This window comes from Arthrobacter sp. CAN_C5 (assembly GCF_017875735.1).
Taxonomy (GTDB): Bacteria; Actinomycetota; Actinomycetes; order Actinomycetales; family Micrococcaceae; genus Arthrobacter_D.
In genome coordinates this window covers 1,474,419-1,497,705 of the sequence record NZ_JAGGMZ010000001.1, presented here as the reverse complement: position 1 = coordinate 1,497,705, position 23,287 = coordinate 1,474,419, and the positions used below count along the sequence as shown (strand labels likewise).

Below are 23,287 nucleotides of genomic sequence, written 5' to 3'. Positions count from 1 at the left end.
CCCCCGGTTTCGGTAACATCATCGTTTGGTGATCCCGCTCACTATGAATAGCATGATACACAGCTACACCACGTGCATGAAAAAATTCACCTTCGGAGGTTCTTTTGTCAGATCAGGGACACCGCGAAATTTGGCTTCGATTCCTCAGCGGCCCGGATATTGACTCACTGGAACTCACCCGTCCCGAGATCATCAAGGCTGTCGACGACGTCGTCGCCTCCCATGGCCGCGGCGAGACGGTCTTCGAACCCCGCATGCACCTGATGCCCAACAATGGCGGGGTAGGGCACTTCAACGTTCTGCGCGGCCATGTCTCGAATCTGGGCGCCAATGGCATCAGCGGCGTCAAGGTGGTGGGTGACTTTGTCCCCAACTACCTGCAGGGGCTGCCCAGCGAACTCGCGATGGCCACCCTGTACGACCCGACCACCGGAGTCCCGCTCTGCGTCATGGATGCCACCCTGGTCACCGAGGTTCGCACCGGCGCCATGACCGCCGTCGGCGCCAAGCACCTGGCCCGGAAGGACTCGAAGATCCTGGGCCACGTGGGGGCCCGAGGCACCGCCTTCTCCAACGTCACCATGCTGGACAGCATGTTCGACTTCGACGAAATCCGGGTGACCAGCAAGCGCCCCGAATCCCGTGAGGCCTTCGCCGAGCAGCTGCGCGCCGAGATCAGCACCCCGGTACGCGTGGTGGACACCGCCGAGGAAGCGTTCGACAACGCAGACATTCTGGTCGAGGCGTCCCGCCTGAACGAGCCCGCCCCGCTGTTGCGGACCGGCGTGGTCAAGCCCGGCGCGTTTGTGGTGCCCTATGGCACGGTCAGCGCCGTCGAACTGGATCTCCTGGACGTGATGGACAAGGTGGTGGTGGATGACTGGCGTGAGGCGCAGTCGGGCCGGTTCGGCGCACTCCGCCCGCACGTGGACACCGGACGGCTGTCCCCCGAGACGCTGTACGCGCAGCTTGGCGAGATTGTCAGCGGGCAGAAGCCTGGCCGGGAAAACGACGACGAGCGGATCCTGCTCTGGCACCGCGGACTGTCGATCCTCGATGTCGCGGTAGCCCACCTGATCCTCACCAAGGCGGAGCAGACCGATACCGGAACCATGCTCAGGTACCGGTAGCGCCGAATGCATCACACCCACACCCCGGTTGACCACCTCACCGTGCTGCGCATCTCCGACCCCCTCCAGCTGGACGCTGCCGCGATCGCCGAGATTGCCGGAGGCGGGCCGCTGCGACTGGAGAAGAGCCTCCTTGACGCCATCTCGGCACAGCGTCGGGAGGTGCTGGAGCTGCTCTCCGATGGCAACCCCGTCTACGGAGTGAACACCGGGATGGGCGCCGCCAGCGAGGTTCCGCTCGATGTCATCGCGCAGTCCCGGCACCAGGACAACCTCATGCTTGCCCGGGCGGTGGGATCGGCGCCCTGGCTGAACCGTCCGGAGACCCGTGCGGTCATCGCGGTCCGGTTGAGGACCTTCCTTTCCGGTGATGCCGGCGTTTCGGCAGAGTTGTGTGTCAGGTTGGCGGAGCTGCTCAGCATGGATCTGCTCCCGGCCATCCCCCGCACCCGCATTGGCGCTGCCGGCGAAATCATCCCCCTCGCCCACCTCGGCGGAGCCCTCACCGGTTCCGGCGCGTTCCTGGCCGACGGGGGCGCGGCACGCTCGACCGGTCACGCTGCCGGCGGCACGACTGTCCAGGTCACCGGTCATACCGCCGGTCATATCACGGGCGACGCCGCCGTCGACGCCGCCGGAGTGCTCGAGGCGGCACAGATGGCGCCCTATTCCTATGGCACCAAGGAGGGCGTGGCGCTGATCGAGGGGGTTCCGGTCGCCACGGCGCTTGCCATCCTGCTGGCCAATGATGCCCGGCTGCTGGCCGCCCAGGCTGTTGCTCTCACGTCGGCTGAGATCGCCCTGGTGGGGGCGAGCCGGGACCCGTTTGATCCCGCACTGGCCCGCGCCGACGCGGAGCTGGGCACGGTGCTGGGGGCGATCCGCCAGCTCGCCGGTTCCGACCCCGCTCCCCGCACCCTGCAGTCGCCTCTCTCCTTCCGGGTGCTGGGCCCGGCCGTCGCCCAACTGCTGCGGTCGATTGCGACGGTGGATGCCGCCGTCGGACGCGCCCTGAACGGTGTCACCGATTCGCCGGCCTACCTGGCTGGGCGGTTTATTGGAACCGCGGGGTTCGACGGGTTCGATCTGGCCGCGTCCCTCGATGGGCTGCGGCTATCCCTGATCCACGTCGCGGAGACGTCGGCGGCCCGCGTGCACCGGCTGCTGGACGAGCGGTTCACCGGCCTCCCCCGGCAGCTGTCCGGCCAGCCGGGCCTGCACGCGGGGATGGTCGCCGTGCACAAGCGGACCGTAGGCGTCGTGCATGAACTGGTGGCCGCGGCGCGACCCTCCAGCGTCGGCGCTATCGAAACATCCTTCGGGCAGGAGGACGTGCAGAGTTTCTCCGCGGAGGCCGCCGAGGCATGCGGTCACGCGGCAGTCGGCCTACGGGACGTCTTCGCATGCGAACTGCTCACGGTGATCCAGGGAGTCCGGCTGGCCCAGGACCCACTGGAACACGTGGACCAACGGCTCGGGACGCTGGTGGACGACGCGTCCGCCCTGTTGCCCGCAGGCACCGATGACCGCGCGTTCGGTAAAGATATTTCCCTGCTCAACGAGCTGCTCGCTAGTGGCTGGGGCCGCTGGGTGGCGACGGAGGAGCTGTCGATTCCCGCGCAATGAAGATCGGGCGGAACATCACCCGGCCACTGGCAGTCCCCATGCCCTCGGGCATGGTGAGGGCACTGACGGCCGCATCGACGATGGCCTGTTCGTCCCAGCCGAAAGTGGTCAGCTCGGGGCTGACCAGCGATGCCAGCTCGCTGTCGTCGAAGCCGAGGATCGACAGGTCCGCCGGTACCCGCAGCCCCAGGTCCCGCGCGGCACGGTAGGCGCCGAACGCAATCGAGTCCCCCAGGCAGAACAGCGCTGTGGGCCGCCTGCGACCGGCGAGCAGCCGGGATGCGGCGTGAGCAGCCCCGTGCACTGACGACGGCGACGACGACACCGTAACCGTCAGCCCCATCGACTCCCCCAGACTCCGGGCCAGCAGTTCCGCCGGCCGACCCGGGGTGGTGGGCAGCGTGGGCGCCAGCAACCCGACGGTGCGGTGGCCCAGGTCAGCAAGATGCTGCAGCGCGGTGCCGACTCCGTACTCGTTGTCGAACAGGACGCTCTCCGATTCCGGGCGCGCCGTCAGCGCATCCCCGATGGAGACGATGCGCGTCTGCTCCGGCACCTCTGCCCAGTACCCGGCCGAGGGATCGACCGGGAGCGCGATAATGCCGTCCACCCGCTGGGCCGCCAGTGAGCGCAGGACCGCCGCCTCGCGCTCGGGCGAGCCGTCGACGTCGGCAATGATGGAGGACAGTTCCTGCGCCCGAAGCTCCTCGGACAGCATCACGGCCAGGCCCTGCCGCCATAGGTCGCGGAGGGAACCCACGATCGCGACGTTGCCGCTGCGCCCGCTGGCGAGGGCCCGGGCGATCGGGTCGGCCGAGTACCCCAGTTCGTCGGCGATGGCGCGCACCCGGGTCTGGGTGGCTTCGGAACCCTTCAGGCCCCGCAGCGCATAGGAGGTGGCGGCCTTCGACAATCCCGCAGCGTCAGCGATGTCCTGGAGTGTCTTACGTTGGGCCCCGGTCATCAGACCAGCATACGTCCGGAGCGTTACCGACTGCCCCAGCGGTGGGGAATGGCGGTTGACAAACCGATGTGTGAACCGGTTCAATTGATAGTAAGTGAACCGGTTCACAACAGCAGCCAGCTTTGTATCTTCCGCTTCCCGAACCCCCCAGTCGGTTCCTCCTACTCCCGCTCAGCGAAAGGGCATCATGCGCACGGATTGCCACCAGCACCTGTGGCCCGCCGCGTTTGTCGATGCGCTCCGCAACCGATCGCAGACTCCCCGCCTGAACGGGTGGGAGCTCCTTATCGACGGTGAAGCGCCCTACGCCGTCGACCCGCTGGCCCATGACCCAGCGATCCGCCGCGGCCGCGAAACCCGCGAGGGCAAGGACCAGGTGCTGCTGTCCCTGTCGAGCCCCCTGGGGATCGAACACCTGCCGTTCGAGGAATCGCGCGAATTGATCGAGGTGTGGCACACCTCGGCGCTGGAGCTCGGCGACCCCTTCCTGGTGTGGGCGGCGACGCCGGTGAGCGAATTCGATCTCGACAGCCTGACCCGCATCCTGGAACACGACCGGGTGGTGGGGCTGCAATTGCCTGCCACCGCGCTGGCGGACCCGGACGCGATCCGCCGCCTGCAGCCTGTCCTTGACGTGGTGCAGGCCGCCGACAAGCCGGTACTGATTCACCCCGGCCCGGCACCCGTTACCGCCGGAACACCCTCCTGGTGGCCGGCCCTGGTCCCCTACGTCTCCCAGCTGCACGCCTCCTGGCTGGCGTGGCACACGGTGGGACGGGCTCAACACCCCACGCTGCGGGTGGCCTTCGTGGCCCTCGCCGGACTCGCACCGCTCCACCACGAACGGCTGGCAGCCCGCGGCGGCAGCTTCGGGGCCGTGGACCCGCTCGTGTACTACGAGACCTCCTCCTACGACACCCGGGCGATCGACGCCACCATCCGGGTGGTCGGTGTCGACCCGATCATCCACGGCTCCGACCGACCCTACGCCGAACCCCGCGACCCCGGCCTCGGCCACGCCTTCACCCACGCGCTCTTCTCTGCCAACCCTCAACATCTCCTGAAAGGAACACCACGATGACCACGGCACCTCCGCAGGGCCACGCCCTCACAGAATCAGACGTTCCTGCCCTGCCCGGGCGCACGCTCAGCCAGAAAGAACTGCAGGACTGGGTGACCACCCTCGCGGCCCGGCCCGACCTGTGGGAACACCACATCAACCACGAGGGCGGCGAACGCCATTACGCCTCCGTCTACCGGGACTCCACCATCGACGTCTGGCTGCTCTGCTGGAACACGCAAGACGATACCGGCTGGCATGACCACGACATTTCCTCGGGCGCCGTCGTCGTCACCCATGGCGCAGTGACCGAAGCGAATCCGCGGATGAACGGCGAACCCGTCCGCCGGGTCGTGGAGGCCGGCAGGTCCTTCTCCTTCGGACCGGACCACGTGCATCGGATGGGCGGCTCCGTCGACGGATCAGTCTCGATCCACGCATACTCCCCGCCGCTGTGGCGGATGGGCCAGTACGCGATTGGCCGCAACGGCGTGATCCGCCGCATGTCGGTCAGCTACGCCGATGAGCTGCGCCCCATGGATGACGAGAGCGTCATCGAGAAATACAAACAGCTCCAGTCGGTCACCGACGAACTGGCTGGACGCTAGAGCCGTACTGACTGGAGAACCGGACGAGGCCCGGCAGCAGCGCTAGTGCTGCCGCCAGGTCATCCCCCAGGGGACGGTCATCCGTTTCGGGGTCCAGCCCTGCCGCCAGGTACTCGAACGCATCCCGCACTGGGGCGCTTCCCAGCCGGTGGGGCGCCATGCGCAGCGCCCGCACGGCCGCGACGGCTTCGAGCGCGACGACGGCCGGCGCCTCCGCCGCTAACTGACGCAATTGCCGGGCCCCCTGGGTGGCGAACCCCGCATGCTCCTCAAGGCCGAGGGAAACGCTGATACCCGGCCCGTTGGCCGGCGTCACCAGGGTGCGCAGGACCGAGAGCACATCCTGCGCCACGTACTCGGCGATCATGAGCCCCGAGCTGCCACGCGGTCCGGCCGACAGGAAGGATGGCAAGCCGCTCAGTTCGGGGCGGAAGAGGTGGGACAGTCTCGCCGCCGAGAGGGAGATCACCGGGTAGACGGCGGACCGGGTTCCGTCCAGCGCCGCCGACAGCATCGCGAGGTGGAACTGGCCGTGGTGGAACACCCCCTCCGACGTCATCAGGGGGTTCTCGGCGGCGCCATTACACTCGGTTTCGATGACCGAGCGCAGCCGTTCAAGGGCGTCGAGCGCCGGGGCATGTACTTGGGGCAGGGCACGCAGGGCGAACGGATCCTGCAACCGGGCTGGCACCGCCGGGGTATCCGGTCCCGTCAACTGGCGCACCGACGACGCTACCGCCGTCTGGTGCGGATGGTTCCTGCCCTGATGTACGGCGGGGGCATAGGGCTCTGGCGACCCCTCGAGAGCCAGCAGGGTCAGCGAGGACACCACTAGGGCACTCTTGAGCAGTTCCTCCATTGCAACGGCCCCCTGCGCTGCGGTGGCCAGCGTGAGGGCGCTCGAGCTCATGAAGGGCAGCGAATCGGTGTCCTCGAAGTGGACTGGGGCAATCCCGCCCACCTGCCAGGGGCGGTCCCCACTCAGGGTGAGAGCCAGTTCCGCCATGGCCGCCAGATCGCCGGTGCCCAGCCCACCGAGGCTATGGATACTGGCGACTGCCCCGTTGTTGAGCGCTTCCAGCAGGCCGACGACCACACCGGTGCTGATACCGGAACCACCGGCCAGGAACTGGTTCAGCCGGACGGCCATCGCGGCGCGGACGGTGGTCTCCTCATCGACCCGGCCCGCCCCGGCACAATGGCTCAGCAGCAAACGTCTCGCGTGGGCCGCCCGGATTTCCTCCGGCGACCCGCTAACCTCCACGTTCAACGCCCGGTTGGCCCCGACGCCGGTATTCGCGCCGTATACCCGCCCCGATTCGCGGGCCCGAATTAGCACGTCATTCGACGTCTTCAGTGCGGCCAGCACGCCGTCGGGCACATGAATACGGGCGGATCCCGTGGAAATAGTAATAAGATCGTCAAGTGTCAGCGAGGCGCCGTCGAGCACCACCCGATTGATGTTGTGCTCGGAAGTCATGGGTGCACCGTTGTCCTTTGTATGTCGTCTATGTAAGTAATCTCACAGATTAGGCCGACTGTCTATTCATTCGCTGAAACTATGAATCAACTTATTCACTGCCGGTTATTAGGGCTGGTGCAAAGGAACCTGGAGAGCCACCGTGATCACGTTTGACAAGGTAAGCAAGACTTTTCCGGATGGCACCCTTGCCGTCGAGAACCTCGACTTTGAATTGCCGACCGGCAAGATCACCGTATTTGTGGGCCCCTCAGGCTGTGGCAAGACCACCTCGCTGCGGATGATCAACCGGATGATCGAACCAACGGGCGGCCGGATCCTGATCGACGGCAAGGACGTCATGAGCCAGGATGCCGCCCTGCTGCGCCGCTCAATCGGGTACGTCATTCAGCACGCCGGACTTTTCCCGCACCGCACGGTCATTGAGAACGTCATGACCGTGCCCAACCTCATCGGGACCGACAAGAAGAAGTCGCGGGCAAGCGCCATGGAGCTGCTGCTCCGGGTGGGTTTGACCGAGAGCATGGCCGACAAGTACCCGGTGCAGCTCTCGGGAGGCCAGGAACAGCGCGTGGGAGTGGCCCGGGCTCTGGCCGCCGATCCCCCGGTCATGCTGATGGACGAGCCGTTCAGCGCCGTCGACCCCATCGTCCGTGCGGGACTGCAGACCGAGTTCCTGAGGCTGCAGGGCGAATTGGGCAAGACCATCGCCTTCGTCACCCACGACATCGACGAGGCCATCAAGCTCGGCGACATGGTAGCGGTGTTCCGGGAAGGCGGGCACCTGGCCCAGTACGCGTCACCGCAGGAACTTCTCGAGAACCCCGCCAACGATTTCGTCGCCGACTTCGTCGGCCGCGACCGCGGCTTCCGCAGCCTTTCCTTCGATTCTTCCGAGGTGCTGGTCCTGGACACCGTCGAGTCGGTGCGTTCCGGCAGCGAGATCCTGATGCTCGACGACGCCGGCCGCCCGCTCGGTTGGGCCGGACCGGGGATTGCCGACGAACGCTCACCGCTCTCGGTGGCGGGCACGTTCACCGCTTCGGACTCCCTGCGGGTGGTTACCGATCTCGCGATCAGCTCCCCCGTCGGGATCGCCGTCCGGGTCAACAACACCGGCGCTGCAGACGGCATCATCAGGCACCCGAGCCTGGTCCGCCAGCTGGATGAGCGACGCCGGCAGCGCGCGGGGAACCCCTCATGATCGACTACATCAACGGCAACCGCGACATCATCCTGAGGGCGTTCCAGGAGCACCTCTATCTGGCGTTGATTCCGGTCATCCTGGCAATCATCATTTCCCTGCCGCTGGGCTACATCGCGGTCCGCTACAAGAAGCTCTACTACCCGCTGGTCAACATCAGCAGCATCCTCTACGCAATCCCGTCCCTGGCGCTGTTCCTGCTGCTGCCACCGATCATTGGGACCGGAGTGCTATCCCCCCTGAACATCATCATCGCGCTGACCGTCTACAGCGTTGCACTGATGGTCAGGGTGGTAGCTGACGGCTTGAACTCGGTTGACCCCGCGATCACCCAGGCGGCGACTGCGATGGGCTACCGGCGGGTCCGGCGACTTTTCTCGGTGGAACTGCCCATCGCCCTGCCGGTCATGCTTGCTGGGCTGCGCGTGGCCACGGTCGCCAACGTGAGCATCGTGAGCGTGGGGGCGTTGATCGGCGTCGGCGGTCTGGGAGCCCTCTTCCTCAGGGGCCTGCAGCTTGATTACCTGGCGCCGATTCTTGTGGGAATTATCCTGTCGGTCCTGCTGGCAGCGACCTGCGACATCATCATTGTGCTTGTTCAACGACGATTCACGCCCTGGGTGCGTGCGGGAGGACGGGCCTGATGGACTATCTCGAGTATCTTCTGGACCCCGAGCACTGGGATTTGGCCGTGAACGGCAACATCCCCTCGCTCATCGTCGACCACCTGTACTACACGGTGATCACCCTGCTCATCGCCTCGCTGATTGCCATCCCCGTGGGGCTGTACATCGGCCACACCGGCCGGTTTTCCTTTGTGGCAATCAACGCCGGCAACGCCGGGCGGTCGCTGCCGACCCTGGGACTGATCATCCTGCTAGTGACAGTGATTGGATTTGGGCTGCTGCCTGTCGTGATCGCCCTGGTGATCCTCGCCATTCCACCCATCCTCACCTCGACCTACGCAGGGCTCAGGGCAATCAATCCCGCATCCGTCGATGCGGCGAAGGGGATGGGCATGCGTCCCCTCCAGATCCTGTTCCGGGTGGAAATTCCCATCGCTTTGCCGTTGATCCTGAGCGGTCTGCGCAGTGCCACCCTGCAGGTCGTCTCGACCGCCACCGTGGCTTCCTACGTGGGCCTCGGCGGCCTGGGCAGGCTGCTCGTCGACGGTCTCGCATTGAATCAGTACGACCGGGTGATCGCCGGGGCCGTCGTCGTCGCCCTCCTGGCCATCGTGCTGGACCTGATCGCTTCCGGCCTGCAGCGGTTGGTGGTCTCCCCCGGCGTGTCCGGGCGCGCACTCACCCGGACATCCAACAAGCCCGCACGATCCGCCCCCGAGGCAGCACCGGCAGCCGCGGGCTAAGCTTGAGAAACCTGACCGAAAGGCAAGACCCATGATAAGAAAACGCTCAACCAGACTGATGAGCAGTGTTGCGCTCTTCGGAGCAGCCACCCTGGCCCTTTCCGCATGCGGCGGTGATCCGCTGGAATCCGACGCCGGTGGGGAGTCAGTCGCCGCCGAGACCATCGCGATTGGCTCAGCCAACTTCCCGGAGAGCGAACTGCTCGCCGAGATGTACGCGCAGGTCCTGGAATCCGAGGGCATCGACGTGGAGCGCAACTTCAACATCGGCGCTCGCGACCTGTACCTGGCGGCTCTCGAGGACGGGTCAATCGACCTGCTGCCTGAATACAACGGAGCACTCTACTCCTCGCTCGTGGAGGGTGGTGCCCCTGAAGGCGTCACCGAACCCGACGAGGTATATGACGCAATGGTCGAGGTGCTCCCCGAGGGCATCGTTGCCCTTGAGCAGTCTGAGGCCGAAGACAAGGACACGCTTGCCGTCCTGCCTGAAACAGCCGAAGAGTACAACCTCGAAACTATGGATGACCTGACCGACATCGCCGGTGAGCTCACCCTGGCGGCGGGCCCCGAGTTTGTCGAGCGTTTCCAGGGCCTGATCGGGCTCGAAGAGGTGTACGGAATTGTGTTCTCCGAGTTCCGTCCCCTGGACGCTGGCGGACCGCTGACCCGCGAAGCACTGCTCAGCGGCGAGGTCGATGTTGCCAACATCTTCAGCACCGACTCGACGATTGAAACCGAGTCTCTGGTGGTCCTTGAGGACACCCAGAACCTGTTCCTGTCGGAGAACATCGTGCCGATCATCCGCGAATCCAAGGTGGACGACACCGTCACCGAGTCACTCAACGCAGTCTCGGCGGCTCTGACCACCGAGAACCTCACCGAGTACCTCGCACGCGTGCAGGTGGACAAAGAGTCCAGCGCCACCGTGGCCACCGCGTTCCTTGAGGAATACGACCTCCTCTAAGCGCACCCTGCCCATCCCGACGGTCCGCCGTCGGGATGGACAACGCCCATTCCCCCACCCCGGCACCCGTTTCACCTGAGCGCCCTGAAAGAAACCCAGTGACCACACAGCGCTCGGCCGCCACCGCGGCAGTCATCAACCTGCTCCCCGGAGTACTGGTCATGGCAGCCGCCGTCGCCATCTCACTCTTCGTTGCCAGCCTCCAGGGATTTGTCGGAGCCCTGGTCGTGGCACTCGCTCTCGGCCTCCTGGTCCGTAACACGGGATTGTTCCACCCCCGCATCCGGCCCGGCATCCAGCGGGCCACCAAACGCTTCCTGCGGCTCGGCGTCGTCGTCCTGGGCCTGCAGCTTTCCCTTCCCGAGATCCTCGGCCTCGGCTACCCCGTGCTGGCCCTGATCATCGTCTCGGTCTTCGTCAGCTTCCTGTTCACCCGCTACGTCGGCGAGCGGCTGGGCCTCAGCCGTGCGGCGTCGACCCTGATGGCTGCCGGGTTCTCGATCTGCGGCGCCTCAGCCATCGCCGGCATGCAGAGCATCGTCAACGCCGACGACGACGAGGTCGCCAGCGCCATTGCCATGGTGACCCTGTACGGTTCGGCGGTGATTCTGGGGCTGCCGCTGATCGGGAACCTGCTCGGGCTTTCCCCCGAAACCTTTGGCATCTGGTCCGGGCTTGCCGTCCACGAGGTGGCGCAGGTGGTGGCGACCGCAAGTACCGCTGGCGCCGTCGCCCTCGCGGTGGCGACCGTGGTGAAACTGGGCCGCGTGGTGCTTCTGGCCCCCGTGGCGGCGTTCGTCTCCGTCGGTATCCGTCGCACCGAGGGCGCCCAACGGTCCGTTTCCGGGCGGGTGGCGCCGATTGTGCCGCTGTTCGTGGTCGGTTTCCTGGCACTGGTGCTGCTCCGGTCCACCGGAGTGGTCCCCGAGCCCGTCCTGGATGCCGCCTCCCTCACCGCCACGCTGCTGCTGGCTGCGGCGATGTTTGGCCTGGGTACCGGGATCGACATCCCGCATCTGGCCCGCACCGGTGGGAAGAACCTGGTGCTCGGCGGTATCTCGACGGTGTTCCTCGGCGGGATCACCCTCGCCGGAGCGGTGCTGGTCACCGCCTAGCGCCCCGGCCCGTCCCGGTCTGGCGTCGCCGCGGGACCCATGCTGTGCAGGTTTCCCCTGGTACTGACCGGCGCCGTCGTGAATGGGCGGCGTGTCGCGGTCCAACACGCGGTCGGCGCCCTGAAGGTGGGGAAACCTGCACGGGCCATGCCCACCCAGAGCGATGCGACCTAGCGCAGGCCGGTCTTCCGGTTCAGTGCCAGGCTGATCAGCTCATCGATGAGCTCCGTATAGGTGAGTCCTGACTTGGCCCACATTTGCGGGTACATGCTGATCGGGGTGAACCCAGGCATGGTGTTGATCTCGTTGATGATCAGCCCGCCCGCCGGGGTGTAGAAGAAGTCGACCCTGGACAGGCCCTCGGCGCCAACAGCGTCGAACGCCTCGGCCGCGAGGGCACGTACCCGGTCGCTGACCGTGGGCGGCAGGTCGGCCGGGCAGCTCAGCTCGGCGGCGGCGCCGTCGACGTACTTGGCTTCGAAGTCGTACCAGTCATGGTCGCCCGGCTGAACGGCGATCTCACCGGGCAGAGAGGCCCGCGGTTCGTTGGTGCCACGGCCCTGCAGAACGGCCACCTCAATCTCCCGGCCAACGATGCCCGCCTCGACCAACACCTTTGGATCAAATTCCCGGGCCACCTCGACGGCGGCAGCCAGGTCCGCCTGCGACGCCACCCGGGTGATCCCCATCGACGAGCCGGCGCGGGCAGGCTTCACGAAGGAGGGGAATCCCAGGGCGGCCGCGCGGGCAAGGCACCCGTCGCGGTCGTTGGCCCATTGGCGGTCGGTAATGACCTCGTACGGCCCCACCGTGAGACCGGCGGCGGCAAAGACCACCTTCATGTAGTGCTTGTCCATGCCCACGGCCGACGCCAGCACCCCGGCGCCGACGTACCGGATGTCGGCCATCTCCAGCAACCCCTGCAGCGTGCCGTCCTCGCCGAACGGGCCGTGCAGCAGCGGCACGACGACGTCGACCCCGCCCAGGCTGCGCGGCATCTGTTCCGCGGCTGTCACCATGAGTTCGGTGGCCGCGAGATCCATCCCTACGCCGGCCGCGGCGAGGACCAGCGACTCGTCCGACGCCGGGACCTCTGGAAGGGTGGCGGAGCGCAGCGACCACTGGGACGGATCCCCCGGGACCTGCACCCATTGGCCGTTTTTCGCGATCCCGACGGGGATGACCTCGTACTTGTCCCGGTCGATTGCCTCAAGCACGCCAGCCGCGGTGATGCAGCTGACCGCGTGCTCGCTGGACCGTCCGCCGAAGAGGACCAGCACCCGCGGCTTGGGCGTACGGTCTGGGTCGGGCGTCTCGGGTGGAACTACAGTCACAGTTTGCCTTCGGATTTCAGGTCGCGGGACAACAGTCGCGGCCCCAGATCATGGACGGAGACGGTGCCCTGAAGCACTGCCACCACGTTCTCGGTGATGGGCATATCAACGCCCAATTGTCCGGCCAGGTCCAGGACAGCCTGGGCAGACTTGATGCCCTCGGCGGTCTGGTTCATCTTCCCGGTGACCTCGTCAAGTGTCAGCCCCTGGCCCAGCAACCTGCCTGCCGTGTGGTTGCGGGACAGCGCCGACGAGCAGGTGGCGATCAGGTCGCCCATCCCCGCGAGGCCGGCCATGGTTTCGGCTTCCCCGCCCAGGGCAACGGCAAGCCGGGTGGTCTCCGCAAGGCCACGGGTAATGACCGAGGCCTTGGTGTTGTCGCCCATCTGCTTCCCCTCGCAGATCCCGACGGCGAGGGCGATGACGTTCTTGACGATCCCGCCGATTTCGACGCCCACCACATCGGGGTTGGTATAGGGCCTGAAGTACTTCGCGGTGCAGGCGGCGGCAATCCACGCGGCCACGTCCTCGTCCGGGCACGCCACCACCGAGGCGGTGGGTTCCTGGCGGGCGATCTCAAGCGCCAGGTTGGGCCCGGACACCACCGCAATGCGATCCGCGGGGAGGTCCAGTTCGGCCGCGATCACCTGGCTCATCCGCGCATCGGAGCCAACCTCAAGGCCCTTCATGAGCGAGACCACCACTGCGTCCTCGCTGAGGAACTGCTTCCAGCTAGCCAGCTGGGGCCGGAGGGACTGCGCGGGGACGGCGACGGCGACGAGTTCGGCGCCGTCGAGCACCTCGGCTATGTCGCTGGAACACTCAATGTTCCCGGGCAGCACCGTGTCCGGGAGGTACCTGCAGTTACGCCGGGTGGTGTTGATCTCCGTGGCCACGTCGTCCCGTCGGGCCCACAGTTTCACCCGGGTACCGTGGGCGGCGCCGGCATCGGCGAGGATCTTCGCAAACGTGGTTCCCCAGCTGCCCGCGCCCAGGACGGCGACCACGGCGGGTGGGGTGCGCGTCACGGGGTTCCTTCCGGCGGGTTGTCGTAGTCCCTGCCGCTGCTCTTCTGGTGTTTGTCGGCCGGGTTCCAGCGTTCAGCGGGTGGGGTTTCCTGGCGCAGGTCCGCCACGAGCGCCGTCAGCGCATCGAGGATCCGTTCGGTGGCCGTGTCCAGGACGGTTTTGGTGATGGGTTTCCCGGCGAGGTCGGCGAAGTCAATCGGGTCACCGACCACTACCCTCGAGGTTTTCCGGGGAAAGAGGTAAAGCCGCTTGGCATAGCGTGGAAACACCTCATGGGCACCCCAGTGCGCGATCGGAACCACGGGCGCACCGGTCTGGAGAGCCAGACGTGCGGCGCCCGTGCGGCCCTTCATGGGCCACAGATCGGGATCCCTGGTCAGGGTGCCCTCCGGGTACACCACGATGCCGCCACCGGCGCTGATCGCGTCCCGGGCGGCCTCGAGGGAGCGGTTGGCGCCAGCAGTGGTCCGGTCCACCGGCACCTGGCCCGTGGCCTTGAGGATCCACCCCATGATGGGCACGTTGAACAGAGACGCCTTCGCGAGGAAATGCGGTGTCACCTGGTGGTTGAACAGGAAATGGCCGATCACCACGGGGTCAATCTCGGTGATGTGGTTGGGGCAGACGATGAAGCCGGTGTCCTTCGGCAGTTTCTCCGACCCCGACCACCGCTTCGCCATCAGCGCGTTCATGATCGGACGCACGGTGACGGCGAGCACGCCAAACGTCACCCGGGATCTCCTCGAATCAGCCATCAGTGAGTGCCGCAGAGCTAGCGGCTAACCCCCTCGGGCGTCGCCTCGGCAGCGGGGGTGACGTCGAAGTCCGCCCCGAGCCCCTCGAGCTTGTCCTGGAACCGCTCGTAGCCGCGGTTGATCAGCTCGATGCCGGTCACCCGGGAGGTGCCCTTCGCGGCGAGGGCCGCGATCAGGTGGCTGAAGCCGCCCCGCAGGTCCGGGATGTCGATATCGGCGCCGTGCAGCTGCGCCGGTCCCGAGATGACTGCCGAGTGCAGGAAGTTCCGCTGGCCGAAGCGGCAGGGGACACTGCCCAGGCATTCGCGGTGAACCTGGATGTTGGCGCCCATCCGGATGAGGGCGTCGGTGAAGCCGAACCGGTTCTCGTACACGGTCTCGTGCACGATCGACACTCCCTCGGCCTGCGTCAGCGCGACGACGAGGGGCTGCTGCCAGTCGGTCATGAAGCCGGGGTGCACATCGGTTTCGAGCACCAGGGGGGAGAGCTTGCCGCCCGGGTGATAGAAACGGATGCCGTCGTCGTCGACGTCGAAAGCACCACCGATCTTCCGGTACGTGTTCAGGAAGGCGGTCAGGTCCAGCTGGCGTGCGCCCTCGACGTAGATGTCCCCCTGGGTGACCAGTGCGGCCGACGCCCAGGATGCTGTCTCGTTGCGGTCCGAGATGGCCTTGTGGTTGAAGCCCGTGAGCTCCTGCACGCCCTCGATCCGGATGGTCCGGTCGGTCTGCACCGCGATAATCGCGCCCATTTTCTGCAGGACGGCGATCAGGTCCATGATTTCGGGCTCGACGGCGGCACCCTTGAGCTCGGTGATGCCCTCCGCCCGGGTGGCAGTCAGGAGTACCTGCTCGGTGGCTCCGACGCTAGGGTAGGGCAGCTCCAGCTTCGCGCCGTGCAGTCCCTTGGGCGCGGAAATGGAGATTCCGCCGGGACGCTTGTCGACGACGGCGCCGAAGTTGCGCAGTACCTGCATGTGGTAGTCGATCGGCCGGTCACCGATCTTGCAGCCACCGAGGTCGGGGATGAAGGCTTCGCCGATGCTGTGCATCAGGGGGCCGCAGAAGAGGATGGGAATCCGCGAATCACCGGCGTGCGCATCAATGTCCTTGGACTGGGCCATCTTTGCACCCTTGGGGTCCATGCTCAGGTCCCCGGTGACGGGGTCCTTGGTCACCTCTACGCCGTGGAGCTTCAGGAGGCTGGTGACAACCTCGACGTCCTTGATCTCGGGGACATTCCGCAGGATTGAGGGGGCATTGCCCAACAGTGTGGCGACCATCGCTTTGGGCACCAAGTTTTTGGCTCCGCGAACGAAGACCTTGCCGGTCAGAGGGACTCCACCACGAATGGTCAGCACGCTTCCCATGAACACCTATTTTCTACGATTTGCACACAACAGAGATTGCCCCCAGAGCAGCTTTTGCCTCCCGCTAAGCATAGGAGCATGTCCAACAAGACTGAAATAGGCTCCCCGGGGATACTGGCGAAAACTGCCGTGAACCCCGATTCATTCCCTGCTGGGGCGCGGAAACGACGCTGGCGGAATGAGTTTGCCCACCCCAGGGTTTTCCCCCGGCGTGGCCGTCTCAGGTCCGGGCGGGAAGAGTCTTCGGCTTGAAACTGGGGCGGGAGCGTTCATACTCGGTAATCGACTCCTCGTGGGTGAGGGTCAGCGCGATGTCGTCCAACCCTTCCAGCAGACGCCAGCGGGTGTAGTCGTCGATCTGGAAGGGCGCCGTGACGCTCCCGCAGACCACCGTGCGCTCCAGGAGGTCAACAGTCACCTCGGTGCCCGGGTGGTTCTCCAGCACCTTCCAGATCAGCTCGATGTCGTCCTGCGCCACCTGTGCCGCGACCAGGCCCTGCTTGCCGGAGTTGCCGCGGAAAATATCCGCGAACCGCGACGCGAGCACGGCCTTAAACCCGTAGTCCTTCAGCGCCCAGACCGCGTGTTCACGGGATGACCCGGTTCCGAAATCGGGACCCGCCACCAGAACGGAGCCGGCGTTGAACGGCGACTGGTTCAGAATGAAGTTCGGATCCTTGCGCCACTCGGAAAACAGGGCGTCCTCGAATCCCGTCCGGGTGATGCGCTTCAGGAACACCGCCGGGATGATCTGGTCGGTGTCGATGTTGCTCTGGCGCAGCGGCACTCCAATGCCGGTGTGCGTGATGATCTTCTCCATGAGGTTCTCCTAGGCGGCGTTCGAAGCGGAGGGGACGACGACGTCGTCGTGCTGGCCGGTGGCGGCGGGCGGCAGGGGCTCAAGGTCCGACGGCGAACTGAGCGTCCCGCGGACGGCGGTCGCCGCGGCAACCACCGGCGATACCAGGTGGGTGCGGCCACCCTTGCCCTGGCGACCCTCGAAGTTACGGTTCGAAGTGGACGCGCAACGCTCCCCCGGCGCCAACTGGTCCGGGTTCATGCCCAGGCACATCGAGCAGCCGGCGAACCGCCACTCCGCGCCGAAGTCCTTGAACACCTGGTCCAGGCCCTCCGCCTCCGCCTCGAGGCGGACCCTCGCCGAGCCGGGAACCACCATCATGCGGATGTCCGGATCCTTGACCCGGCCGCGGATGATATCGGCGGCGATGCGCAGGTCCTCGATCCGGCTGTTCGTGCAGGAGCCCAGGAACACGGTGTCCACCCGGATCTCCTTCATGGGAGTCCCGGCGTCGATGGCCATGTACTCCAGGGCCCGCTCGCAGGCAGCCTTGTCATTCTCGTCGGCGAAGTCGTCGGGAGACGGCACCGCCTGCGACAGGGAGACACCCTGCCCAGGGTTGGTGCCCCAGGTGACGAAGGGCTCCAGCTCGTTGGCGTCCAGGAAGACCTCGGCGTCGAAGACGGCGTCGTCGTCGGTGATGAGGGTCTTCCAGTTCTCGACGGCGGCGTCCCAGTCCTCGCCCTGCGGTGCGTGGGGCTTGTCCTTGAGATACTCGAAGGTGGTCTCGTCGGGTGCCACCATCCCTGCACGGGCGCCGGCCTCGATGGACATGTTGCAGATAGTCATCCGCGCTTCCATCGACAGGGCGCGGATCGCTGATCCGCGGTATTCCAGCACGTAGCCCTGGCCACCGCCGGTGCCGATCTTGGCGATGACCGCCAGGATGATGTCCTTCGACGTCACACCGGGCTTGAGGGTGCCCTCGACGGTGATTGCCATGGTCTTGAAGGGCTTCAGCGAGAGGGTCTGGGTGGCCATGACGTGCTCCACCTCCGAGGTCCCGATGCCGAGCGCGAGGGCGCCGAACGCGCCATGGGTCGACGTGTGCGAGTCGCCACAGACCACGGTCAGCCCGGGCTGGGTCAGACCCAGCTGTGGGCCGATGATGTGGACAATCCCCTGTTCGGCGTCCCCCAGCGAGTGCAACCGCACGCCGAACTCCTTGCAGTTCGCGCGGAGGGTCTCGATCTGGGTGCGGCTGGTGAGATCGGCGATCGGCTTGTCGATGTCCCAGGTGGGGGTGTTGTGGTCCTCGGTGGCGATGGTGAGGTCCGGTCGGCGCAGCGGCCGGCCAGCCAGCCTGAGCCCCTCGAAGGCCTGCGGTGAGGTGACTTCATGGACCAGGTGAAGGTCGATGTAGAGCAGATCGGGCTGCGATTCGGCACCCTGGACCTCCCCTTTGCGCACAACGTGTGCGTCCCAGACCTTCTCTGCGAGCGTGTTGCCCATGACCGGTTCCCTTCGGTGCTGTTCGTGGTACATCTCAAGTAGTTGCATCTCAAATGCTGAGACGGCAATATCATCCTATGGACAATATTAGCGGTGTAGGGGTCATAGACAAAGCGGCGACGGTACTGGACGCGCTGGAGGCGGGCCCCACCACGCTGGCGCAGCTGGTGGCTGCCACCGGGTTAGCCCGTCCCACCGTGCACCGCCTCGCGCAGGCGCTGGTCCACCACCGCCTGGTCAGCAAGGATATCCAGGGCCGCTTTGTGCTGGGCAGCCGGCTGGTGGAGCTGGCCGCGGCTGCTGGCGAAGACCGGTTGATCGCCTCGGCGTCCCCGGTCCTGCTGAATCTCCGGGACGCCACCGGGGAGAGCGCACAGCTGTTCCGCCGGCAAGGCGAGTGGCGGGTCTGCGTGGCGTCGGCGGAGCGCCCGATCGGGTTGCGCGACACCATTCCCGTCGGAACCCAGCTCTCCATGAAAGCAGGGTCCGCGGCACAGTGCCTCCTGGCGTGGGAGGACCACGACCGCCTCCTGAAGGGCCTGCAGGAGGCACGCTTCACCCCGACCGTGCTCGCCGGGGTCCGACGCCGGGGCTGGGCCCAAAGCCTGGGCGAACGGGAAGCGGGCGTCGCCTCGGTGTCGGCGCCGGTGCGGGGGCCGTCCGGCCGCGTGATTGCCGCGGTCTCGATCTCCGGCCCGATGGAGCGGCTGACCCGCCAGCCGGGACGCATCCACGCCGAAGTGGTGCTCAACGCTGCCCAGCAGCTGACTCTCGCGGTCAGCAAGAGCACGGACTAGGGTGGCGCCATGACTAAGGTGGCGCCATGACTGACTATGCGGTGTTCCTCCGGGGCGTCAACGTCGGCGGTATCACCCTGAAGATGGCTGAGCTGCGGACAGCCATCGGAACCCTTCCCGTCACCCGGGTGGCCACCCAGCTGGCGTCCGGTAACCTCACGTGCAGCTCGGACCTGACCACCCAGGACCTCAAGGACGCAGTGGAAGCGCTCCTGCGTTCCGCCTTCGGCTATGACGCCTGGGTGGTGATCCTCGACGCGGGCCGGCTGCGCGAACTGGTGGACGCCTGCCCGTTTCCCGCAGATGATCCCACCACCCACACCTACATCACGCTGTTTTCCAACCCCGCAGCGCTCACCGATCTGGTCGAGGCGATCGACAAGACAGTGACGAGTAGGGCGGCGGCCAGTAACGAGGCGGTGGCGAGTGACAGCGAATCCACCGGAGCGCTCGGCGACTTCCGCGTACTTGGACCTGACGCTGCAGCCTGGTTGGCCCCACGTGGGGGCACCCTTGACTCACCGTTGAGCAAGATTTTGGGCAAGCCCCACTTCAAGAACTCGAGCACCACCCGGAATCTGCGAACCCTGCACAAGGTGCTGGGAGTGCTCGAACAGTAGCCTGCCTAGCTACCCCCACGCGCTGCCTTGATGGCTTTCCTGAACCCGTTGTACCGGTCGATCTCCGCATCAACGGGCGCGACGACGTCGCGCATCGCAACCTCGGCGACCGCCGCGTGCAGGCGTCGTCGGGCGCGGCGGCCCCGCGATCCGGCCGAGATCCGTGCGGCAAGCGCGGCGAGGATCGACACAGCAATGCCGAGGACCGCTCCCCCGAGTGCCAGCAGGGTGGGGAGCGGGAACCCCTCGATGAGCGGGGTCGCCGGTGCCGGGATCTGCAGGAAGCCCAGCGCCGCGAGTACTCCCAACCAGGCCAGGCCAGCCACCGCGGCAGCGAACAGGAGCCATTGGAGAACTCCCACCACTGGCCACCACCACGACCGGCGGCCCCACCGCAGGTCCGTCCGGGCGATGGCCTGGTCGAGACCGTCAGCCAGCGGGCCCCCGGTGGCCTGGGCGGTGCTGCGGAGCTGCTCCCGCCATGGACCCTCTACCGACGTGGCGGCCGCGTCGGCATACTCCCGCAGGGCACCGTCCATGGCGGCACGTTGTGCCGGCCCGGGGGTGGGCAGCGACGTCCGGTTGACCGCGGCGTCGACGTCGGGGCGGCGCAGGTTCAGGCGACGGAGCGGATCGGGTCGGAGCTTCCCGAGCCAGCGGGTCACCGGCCAGCCGGTGGCCGCGTGGGCGTCCCGCCGATAGGACCCGACCACCGCGGCGACCACCGTCTCGGTGCCCGCTGCCCCGGCCAATCGGTCCACCAGCCGCGACCGGTCGGCCTTGGCGGGCGGGGTGGCATCGGTTGACCCGGCATGCCCGGCGAGGTGGGCAGCGGCCGCCGCGACGTCGGCGGTCAGCCGCGCCGTCACGGCGCTCTGGCGCTTGACGATCGCCCCGATGTCCTTCACCAGCCCGTCCAGCCCGGCACCGGTCGCAGCCGACACCTGATGCACCGCCACCGACCCGAGACCGTCGCTGGCCAGGATGCCACGCAGCGACGCTGCCACCTGGGCGGGTTCGTCCCCCACCAGCCGGTCGATCTGGTTGAGCGCCACCAGGGTGACGGCGCCGTGGGCAGACATCCGTTGGAGGAAGCCGTGGTGAAGGGCGGCGTCGGCGTACTTCTGGGGGTCGACCACCCAGAGCAGGACATCGACCTGCCCCGCCAGCCGCTCCACGACGGCGCGGTGGCTGGCTGCCGTCGAGTCGAAGTCCGGGAGATCCAGCAGGATTAGCCCGCCGAGGGCGTCCTGGGAGGTGCGTCCCTCGGCGGCCAGCCGCGAGTGGGCGGGCAGTTCGTGGCGCTGGTCCACCTGGAGCCAGTCGAGCAGCGGCCCGCTGCCCTCGGTCTTCCAGAGCACCGCCAGCGGCTCGGAAGTGGTGGGGCGGCGGGCCGCGACCCGCGCTACCCCGGTGCCGGTAAGCGCATTCAGCAGCGAGGATTTACCGCTGCCGGTAGGACCGAAGATGCCCACCACCGTGTGGGCGGCGGACAGGGACCGGCGGGTGCTGGCCCGGTCGAGCACGTCGTGGGCGGCCTGCAGCTCCTCGTCGGGGAGGCGGCCGGACGCCAGGTCATGGGCGGTGGCCAGGGCGACGAGCTGGTTCTGCACGGCCGAATCGGCGGCCTTGCCCTGATGCCGGCTCACCGCTCCTGCCGGCCTGCGGCGGGGGCGCCGTCGTCGGCGTGGTCCTGTTCGGCCCGATGCGACACCAGTTCGCTGGCAAGGGTGCGCAGGCTTGCCGGCTCGGGTTGCCGGGTGAGCGGCTCCAACAAAACCAGGTATCGCTGCTGCTCCGCGAGGAGGAGTGCAACACACCGGCGCCGCAGATTATCGCGTGCCGTTTTGGCCAGCCGCCGCACCGCGTCTTCTCCGAATACCGCTTCGAGCAGCTTCTGCCCGACGACGGCGGACCCGCCGGCGACACCGATCTCCAGTCCACTGAGGCCAGCGGTGGATGCGAACACCACGACCATCAGGGCCACCGCCACGCCGTTCACCCCGAAGGACAGCATCCGGGCGGTGAACCGCTTGTTGGCACCCTCGGCACTCACCAGGTCGAGGAGGTCCTTCTGCCAGGCCCGGATTTCCCGGGCCACCTCAGCGGAGAAGTCGCCCTCACGCGGCGGCAGCCCGGCCAGCAGGTCCCGGCCGGCGTCCGCGTCCCGCCAGGCGCGCTCGGCTTTCTCGGCCGCCTGCGCCGCCTGTTCCACGATGACGGCATGCAGACCGGTTTCGATGGCCGACTCCACCGTGACTGCCCGGGTGGGGCGGCCGGTGAAGAACGAACCAAGGGCATCGCGGGCCCGGCCCACCCGGGATTCGAGGCCCCTCATGAACTCCCCCGTCCCCACGAAGTCCTGCCAGCGGGCGAGGACCTCGCCGCGGAGCAGGGTGCCGTCCTGCGTGGAATCGAGGATGCCGGTGAGAGCGTCGTCGTAGGCCCCAGTCGCCATTGCCTGGAGGCGCCGCTGCTCCGCCAGCTGATCATCCTGCGCGTCGGCTGCGGCATGCACCCGTCCGGCCAGGGACTTCACCGCCCCGTACAGGGTGCGACGGGCGATTTCCTGCCGCCCGGCGGCGTCGGCGGCCAGCGCCTGCAGCCAGCGCCGGATGGGGTCCACCGTGTCCGCGGGGAGCATCCCCTGCGGGTCCAACGGCAGTTCGGGGACGGTGAAGATTGGCGCATGGCCCAGCTCGGCGGCGGCGAGCAGCGTGTGCAGGTCCCCGCGGATCTCCTCCTCTACGCCCGGTGGAACCCGGTCCAGCACGACGGCGAGCAGGATGTCCCGGGCCGCAGCGTCCGCGAGGAGTTTCCAGGGCACCGCATCCGCGTACCGGTTGGCTGTTGTGACAAAGACCCAGAGATCGGCGGCGGCGAGGAGTTGGTTGGACAGGCGACGGTTCTCGTCGGCGATCGAGTCAAGGTCGGGGGCATCAAGCAGGGCGAGGCCCAGGGGAATCATCGGGTCGGGGCGCAGCAACAGCGTGCCCGCACCAGGCTCCGCGGTGTGAGAAGCGTCCACCGCGGGGACCGGGCTGCCGGGGTCGGCGGCGCGTACCCGGCTGAGGGTGGGGAGGATCCGTTGGTCGGAGAACCACCGGTCGTCGGCGGGATGATGCAGCAGGACCGGTTGCCGGGTGGTGGGGCGGATGGCACCCGACCGGGTCACGGGGTGCCCGACAATCGCATTGACCAGAGTCGACTTCCCGGCCCCGGTGGATCCGCCGACGACGGCGAGCAGCGGCGCATCCAGGCTACGGACGCGGGGAACCACGTAGTCATCGAGTTGGGCTGCGGCCGTGGCGGCGTTGCTTCGGGCGCCCTCGGCGCCATGCACCGCCAGGGGGAAGGTCAAGGCCCGCAGGGCTTCGCCGGTGTGGTGCAGCGTCGCGAGCAACGGCTGCGCGCCGGCGGTGGGAAGGGTGTCAGTCACCACCCCATTGTGCCGTACACCCCCGGATCCCGGCCGGAAGGGTGCCGCCGCGGCAGGAAATGCCGGTGGTGGACTGGTTGAGGGCAAGAAAAAGCCCCCGGAACCGAAAG

At 67.1% G+C, this 23,287-nt stretch carries 21 protein-coding genes; 11 read left to right on the top strand and 10 right to left on the bottom strand.

Features of this window, described 5'->3' with window-relative positions; translation table 11 throughout:
• Nucleotides 1–104: 104 nt before the first annotated feature.
• The gene (locus tag H4V95_RS07080; protein WP_196865883.1) at nucleotides 105–1,130 is read left to right on the top strand and encodes an ornithine cyclodeaminase family protein; all 1,026 of its coding nucleotides are present in this window, start codon (nucleotides 105–107) and stop codon (nucleotides 1,128–1,130) included.
• A 6-nt stretch (nucleotides 1,131–1,136) separates the two neighbouring features.
• Nucleotides 1,137–2,756 (top strand): aromatic amino acid lyase, encoded by a 1,620-nt coding sequence (locus H4V95_RS07075; RefSeq protein WP_209729558.1) that lies wholly within the window; start codon nucleotides 1,137–1,139, stop codon nucleotides 2,754–2,756.
• On the opposite strand, the gene H4V95_RS07070 is transcribed toward H4V95_RS07075, so the two are convergent.
• Entirely contained in the window at nucleotides 2,701–3,720 is a 1,020-nt protein-coding gene (locus H4V95_RS07070) for a LacI family DNA-binding transcriptional regulator (protein ID WP_196865881.1), read from the bottom strand. The two genes, H4V95_RS07075 and H4V95_RS07070, sit on opposite strands and share 56 nt — an antisense overlap.
• 187 nt (nucleotides 3,721–3,907) lie before the next feature.
• On the opposite strand from H4V95_RS07070, the gene H4V95_RS07065 reads away from it, so the two are divergent.
• Both H4V95_RS07065 and H4V95_RS07060 read left to right on the top strand, forming a co-directional pair.
• Nucleotides 3,908–4,801, top strand: a complete 894-nt coding sequence (locus H4V95_RS07065; protein WP_196865880.1) for an amidohydrolase family protein — start codon at nucleotides 3,908–3,910, stop codon at nucleotides 4,799–4,801.
• Nucleotides 4,798–5,388, top strand: a complete 591-nt coding sequence (locus H4V95_RS07060) for a cysteine dioxygenase family protein (protein ID WP_196865879.1) — start codon at nucleotides 4,798–4,800, stop codon at nucleotides 5,386–5,388. The genes H4V95_RS07065 and H4V95_RS07060 overlap by 4 nt, the downstream gene beginning before the upstream one ends.
• Here the strand turns inward: H4V95_RS07060 and H4V95_RS07055 are convergent.
• Nucleotides 5,363–6,868 carry an aromatic amino acid lyase gene (locus H4V95_RS07055; RefSeq protein ID WP_196865878.1) on the bottom strand — a complete coding sequence of 502 codons (1,506 nt, stop codon included), beginning with the start codon at nucleotides 6,866–6,868 and terminating at the stop codon, nucleotides 5,363–5,365. The two genes, H4V95_RS07060 and H4V95_RS07055, sit on opposite strands and share 26 nt — an antisense overlap.
• Nucleotides 6,869–7,010: 142 nt before the next feature.
• Here H4V95_RS07055 and H4V95_RS07050 point away from each other — a divergent pair, with 142 nt between their 5' ends.
• From H4V95_RS07050 to H4V95_RS07030, 5 genes are all read left to right on the top strand, one after another.
• Nucleotides 7,011–8,072 carry an ABC transporter ATP-binding protein gene (locus H4V95_RS07050; protein ID WP_196865877.1) on the top strand — a complete coding sequence of 354 codons (1,062 nt, stop codon included), beginning with the start codon at nucleotides 7,011–7,013 and terminating at the stop codon, nucleotides 8,070–8,072.
• The gene (locus H4V95_RS07045; RefSeq protein WP_196865876.1) at nucleotides 8,069–8,716 is read left to right on the top strand and encodes an ABC transporter permease; all 648 of its coding nucleotides are present in this window, start codon (nucleotides 8,069–8,071) and stop codon (nucleotides 8,714–8,716) included. Before H4V95_RS07050 ends, H4V95_RS07045 begins: the two co-directional genes overlap by 4 nt.
• On the top strand, nucleotides 8,716–9,441 hold the full coding sequence (locus tag H4V95_RS07040; RefSeq protein ID WP_196865875.1) for an ABC transporter permease: 726 nt from the start codon (nucleotides 8,716–8,718) through the stop codon (nucleotides 9,439–9,441). The genes H4V95_RS07045 and H4V95_RS07040 overlap by 1 nt, the downstream gene beginning before the upstream one ends.
• Before the next feature lie 58 nt (nucleotides 9,442–9,499).
• The gene (locus H4V95_RS07035) at nucleotides 9,500–10,408 is read left to right on the top strand and encodes an ABC transporter substrate-binding protein (protein WP_245345608.1); all 909 of its coding nucleotides are present in this window, start codon (nucleotides 9,500–9,502) and stop codon (nucleotides 10,406–10,408) included.
• 98 nt (nucleotides 10,409–10,506) lie between these two features.
• Complete coding sequence (locus H4V95_RS07030; RefSeq protein ID WP_209729556.1) at nucleotides 10,507–11,523, top strand: putative sulfate exporter family transporter; 1,017 nt, start codon at nucleotides 10,507–10,509, stop codon at nucleotides 11,521–11,523.
• A gap of 170 nt (nucleotides 11,524–11,693) precedes the next feature.
• Here H4V95_RS07030 and H4V95_RS07025 read toward each other — a convergent pair whose 3' ends face one another.
• The 6 genes from H4V95_RS07025 to leuC form a co-directional block, all read right to left on the bottom strand.
• Complete coding sequence (locus H4V95_RS07025; RefSeq protein ID WP_196865872.1) at nucleotides 11,694–12,857, bottom strand: D-alanine--D-alanine ligase family protein; 1,164 nt, start codon at nucleotides 12,855–12,857, stop codon at nucleotides 11,694–11,696.
• Nucleotides 12,854–13,885 (bottom strand): NAD(P)H-dependent glycerol-3-phosphate dehydrogenase, encoded by a 1,032-nt coding sequence (locus H4V95_RS07020; RefSeq protein ID WP_209729554.1) that lies wholly within the window; start codon nucleotides 13,883–13,885, stop codon nucleotides 12,854–12,856. Before H4V95_RS07020 ends, H4V95_RS07025 begins: the two co-directional genes overlap by 4 nt.
• Entirely contained in the window at nucleotides 13,882–14,640 is a 759-nt protein-coding gene (locus H4V95_RS07015; RefSeq protein WP_209729552.1) for a 1-acyl-sn-glycerol-3-phosphate acyltransferase, read from the bottom strand. Before H4V95_RS07015 ends, H4V95_RS07020 begins: the two co-directional genes overlap by 4 nt.
• A gap of 17 nt (nucleotides 14,641–14,657) precedes the next feature.
• The gene (gene murA, locus H4V95_RS07010; protein ID WP_196865869.1) at nucleotides 14,658–16,010 is read right to left on the bottom strand and encodes a UDP-N-acetylglucosamine 1-carboxyvinyltransferase; all 1,353 of its coding nucleotides are present in this window, start codon (nucleotides 16,008–16,010) and stop codon (nucleotides 14,658–14,660) included.
• Nucleotides 16,011–16,230: 220 nt separating this feature from the next.
• The gene (gene leuD / locus H4V95_RS07005) at nucleotides 16,231–16,830 is read right to left on the bottom strand and encodes a 3-isopropylmalate dehydratase small subunit (protein WP_209729550.1); all 600 of its coding nucleotides are present in this window, start codon (nucleotides 16,828–16,830) and stop codon (nucleotides 16,231–16,233) included.
• 9 nt (nucleotides 16,831–16,839) lie between these two features.
• Entirely contained in the window at nucleotides 16,840–18,321 is a 1,482-nt protein-coding gene (gene leuC, locus H4V95_RS07000) for a 3-isopropylmalate dehydratase large subunit (RefSeq protein WP_209729548.1), read from the bottom strand.
• Between the two features lie 77 nt (nucleotides 18,322–18,398).
• Between leuC and H4V95_RS06995 the strand changes: the two genes are divergently transcribed.
• On the top strand, nucleotides 18,399–19,118 hold the full coding sequence (locus tag H4V95_RS06995) for an IclR family transcriptional regulator (RefSeq protein WP_209729546.1): 720 nt from the start codon (nucleotides 18,399–18,401) through the stop codon (nucleotides 19,116–19,118).
• Nucleotides 19,119–19,144: 26 nt separating this feature from the next.
• A complete protein-coding gene (locus tag H4V95_RS06990) occupies nucleotides 19,145–19,738 on the top strand; it encodes a DUF1697 domain-containing protein (RefSeq protein WP_209729545.1) in 594 nt (197 codons plus the stop codon).
• A 5-nt stretch (nucleotides 19,739–19,743) separates the two neighbouring features.
• Here the strand turns inward: H4V95_RS06990 and H4V95_RS06985 are convergent, their stop codons facing one another.
• Together H4V95_RS06985 and H4V95_RS06980 are read right to left on the bottom strand one after the other, a co-directional pair.
• On the bottom strand, nucleotides 19,744–21,387 hold the full coding sequence (locus tag H4V95_RS06985; RefSeq protein WP_209729542.1) for a GTPase: 1,644 nt from the start codon (nucleotides 21,385–21,387) through the stop codon (nucleotides 19,744–19,746).
• Nucleotides 21,384–23,177 carry a dynamin family protein gene (locus tag H4V95_RS06980; RefSeq protein WP_209729540.1) on the bottom strand — a complete coding sequence of 598 codons (1,794 nt, stop codon included), beginning with the start codon at nucleotides 23,175–23,177 and terminating at the stop codon, nucleotides 21,384–21,386. The genes H4V95_RS06985 and H4V95_RS06980 overlap by 4 nt, the downstream gene beginning before the upstream one ends.
• Nucleotides 23,178–23,287: the final 110 nt, after the last annotated feature.

Coding starts and splice junctions, on each gene's coding strand:
- H4V95_RS07075 (WP_209729558.1), top strand. CDS start 1,137: ATGCATCACACCCACACCCCGGTTGACCACCTCACCGTGCTGCGCATC.
- H4V95_RS07070 (WP_196865881.1), bottom strand. CDS start 3,720: ATGACCGGGGCCCAACGTAAGACACTCCAGGACATCGCTGACGCTGCG.
- H4V95_RS07065 (WP_196865880.1), top strand. CDS start 3,908: ATGCGCACGGATTGCCACCAGCACCTGTGGCCCGCCGCGTTTGTCGAT.
- H4V95_RS07060 (WP_196865879.1), top strand. CDS start 4,798: ATGACCACGGCACCTCCGCAGGGCCACGCCCTCACAGAATCAGACGTT.
- H4V95_RS07055 (WP_196865878.1), bottom strand. CDS start 6,868: ATGACTTCCGAGCACAACATCAATCGGGTGGTGCTCGACGGCGCCTCG.
- H4V95_RS07045 (WP_196865876.1), top strand. CDS start 8,069: ATGATCGACTACATCAACGGCAACCGCGACATCATCCTGAGGGCGTTC.
- H4V95_RS07040 (WP_196865875.1), top strand. CDS start 8,716: ATGGACTATCTCGAGTATCTTCTGGACCCCGAGCACTGGGATTTGGCC.
- H4V95_RS07035 (WP_245345608.1), top strand. CDS start 9,500: ATGAGCAGTGTTGCGCTCTTCGGAGCAGCCACCCTGGCCCTTTCCGCA.
- H4V95_RS07015 (WP_209729552.1), bottom strand. CDS start 14,640: ATGGCTGATTCGAGGAGATCCCGGGTGACGTTTGGCGTGCTCGCCGTC.
- murA (WP_196865869.1), bottom strand. CDS start 16,010: ATGGGAAGCGTGCTGACCATTCGTGGTGGAGTCCCTCTGACCGGCAAG.
- leuD (WP_209729550.1), bottom strand. CDS start 16,830: ATGGAGAAGATCATCACGCACACCGGCATTGGAGTGCCGCTGCGCCAG.
- leuC (WP_209729548.1), bottom strand. CDS start 18,321: ATGGGCAACACGCTCGCAGAGAAGGTCTGGGACGCACACGTTGTGCGC.
- H4V95_RS06995 (WP_209729546.1), top strand. CDS start 18,399: ATGGACAATATTAGCGGTGTAGGGGTCATAGACAAAGCGGCGACGGTA.
- H4V95_RS06990 (WP_209729545.1), top strand. CDS start 19,145: ATGACTGACTATGCGGTGTTCCTCCGGGGCGTCAACGTCGGCGGTATC.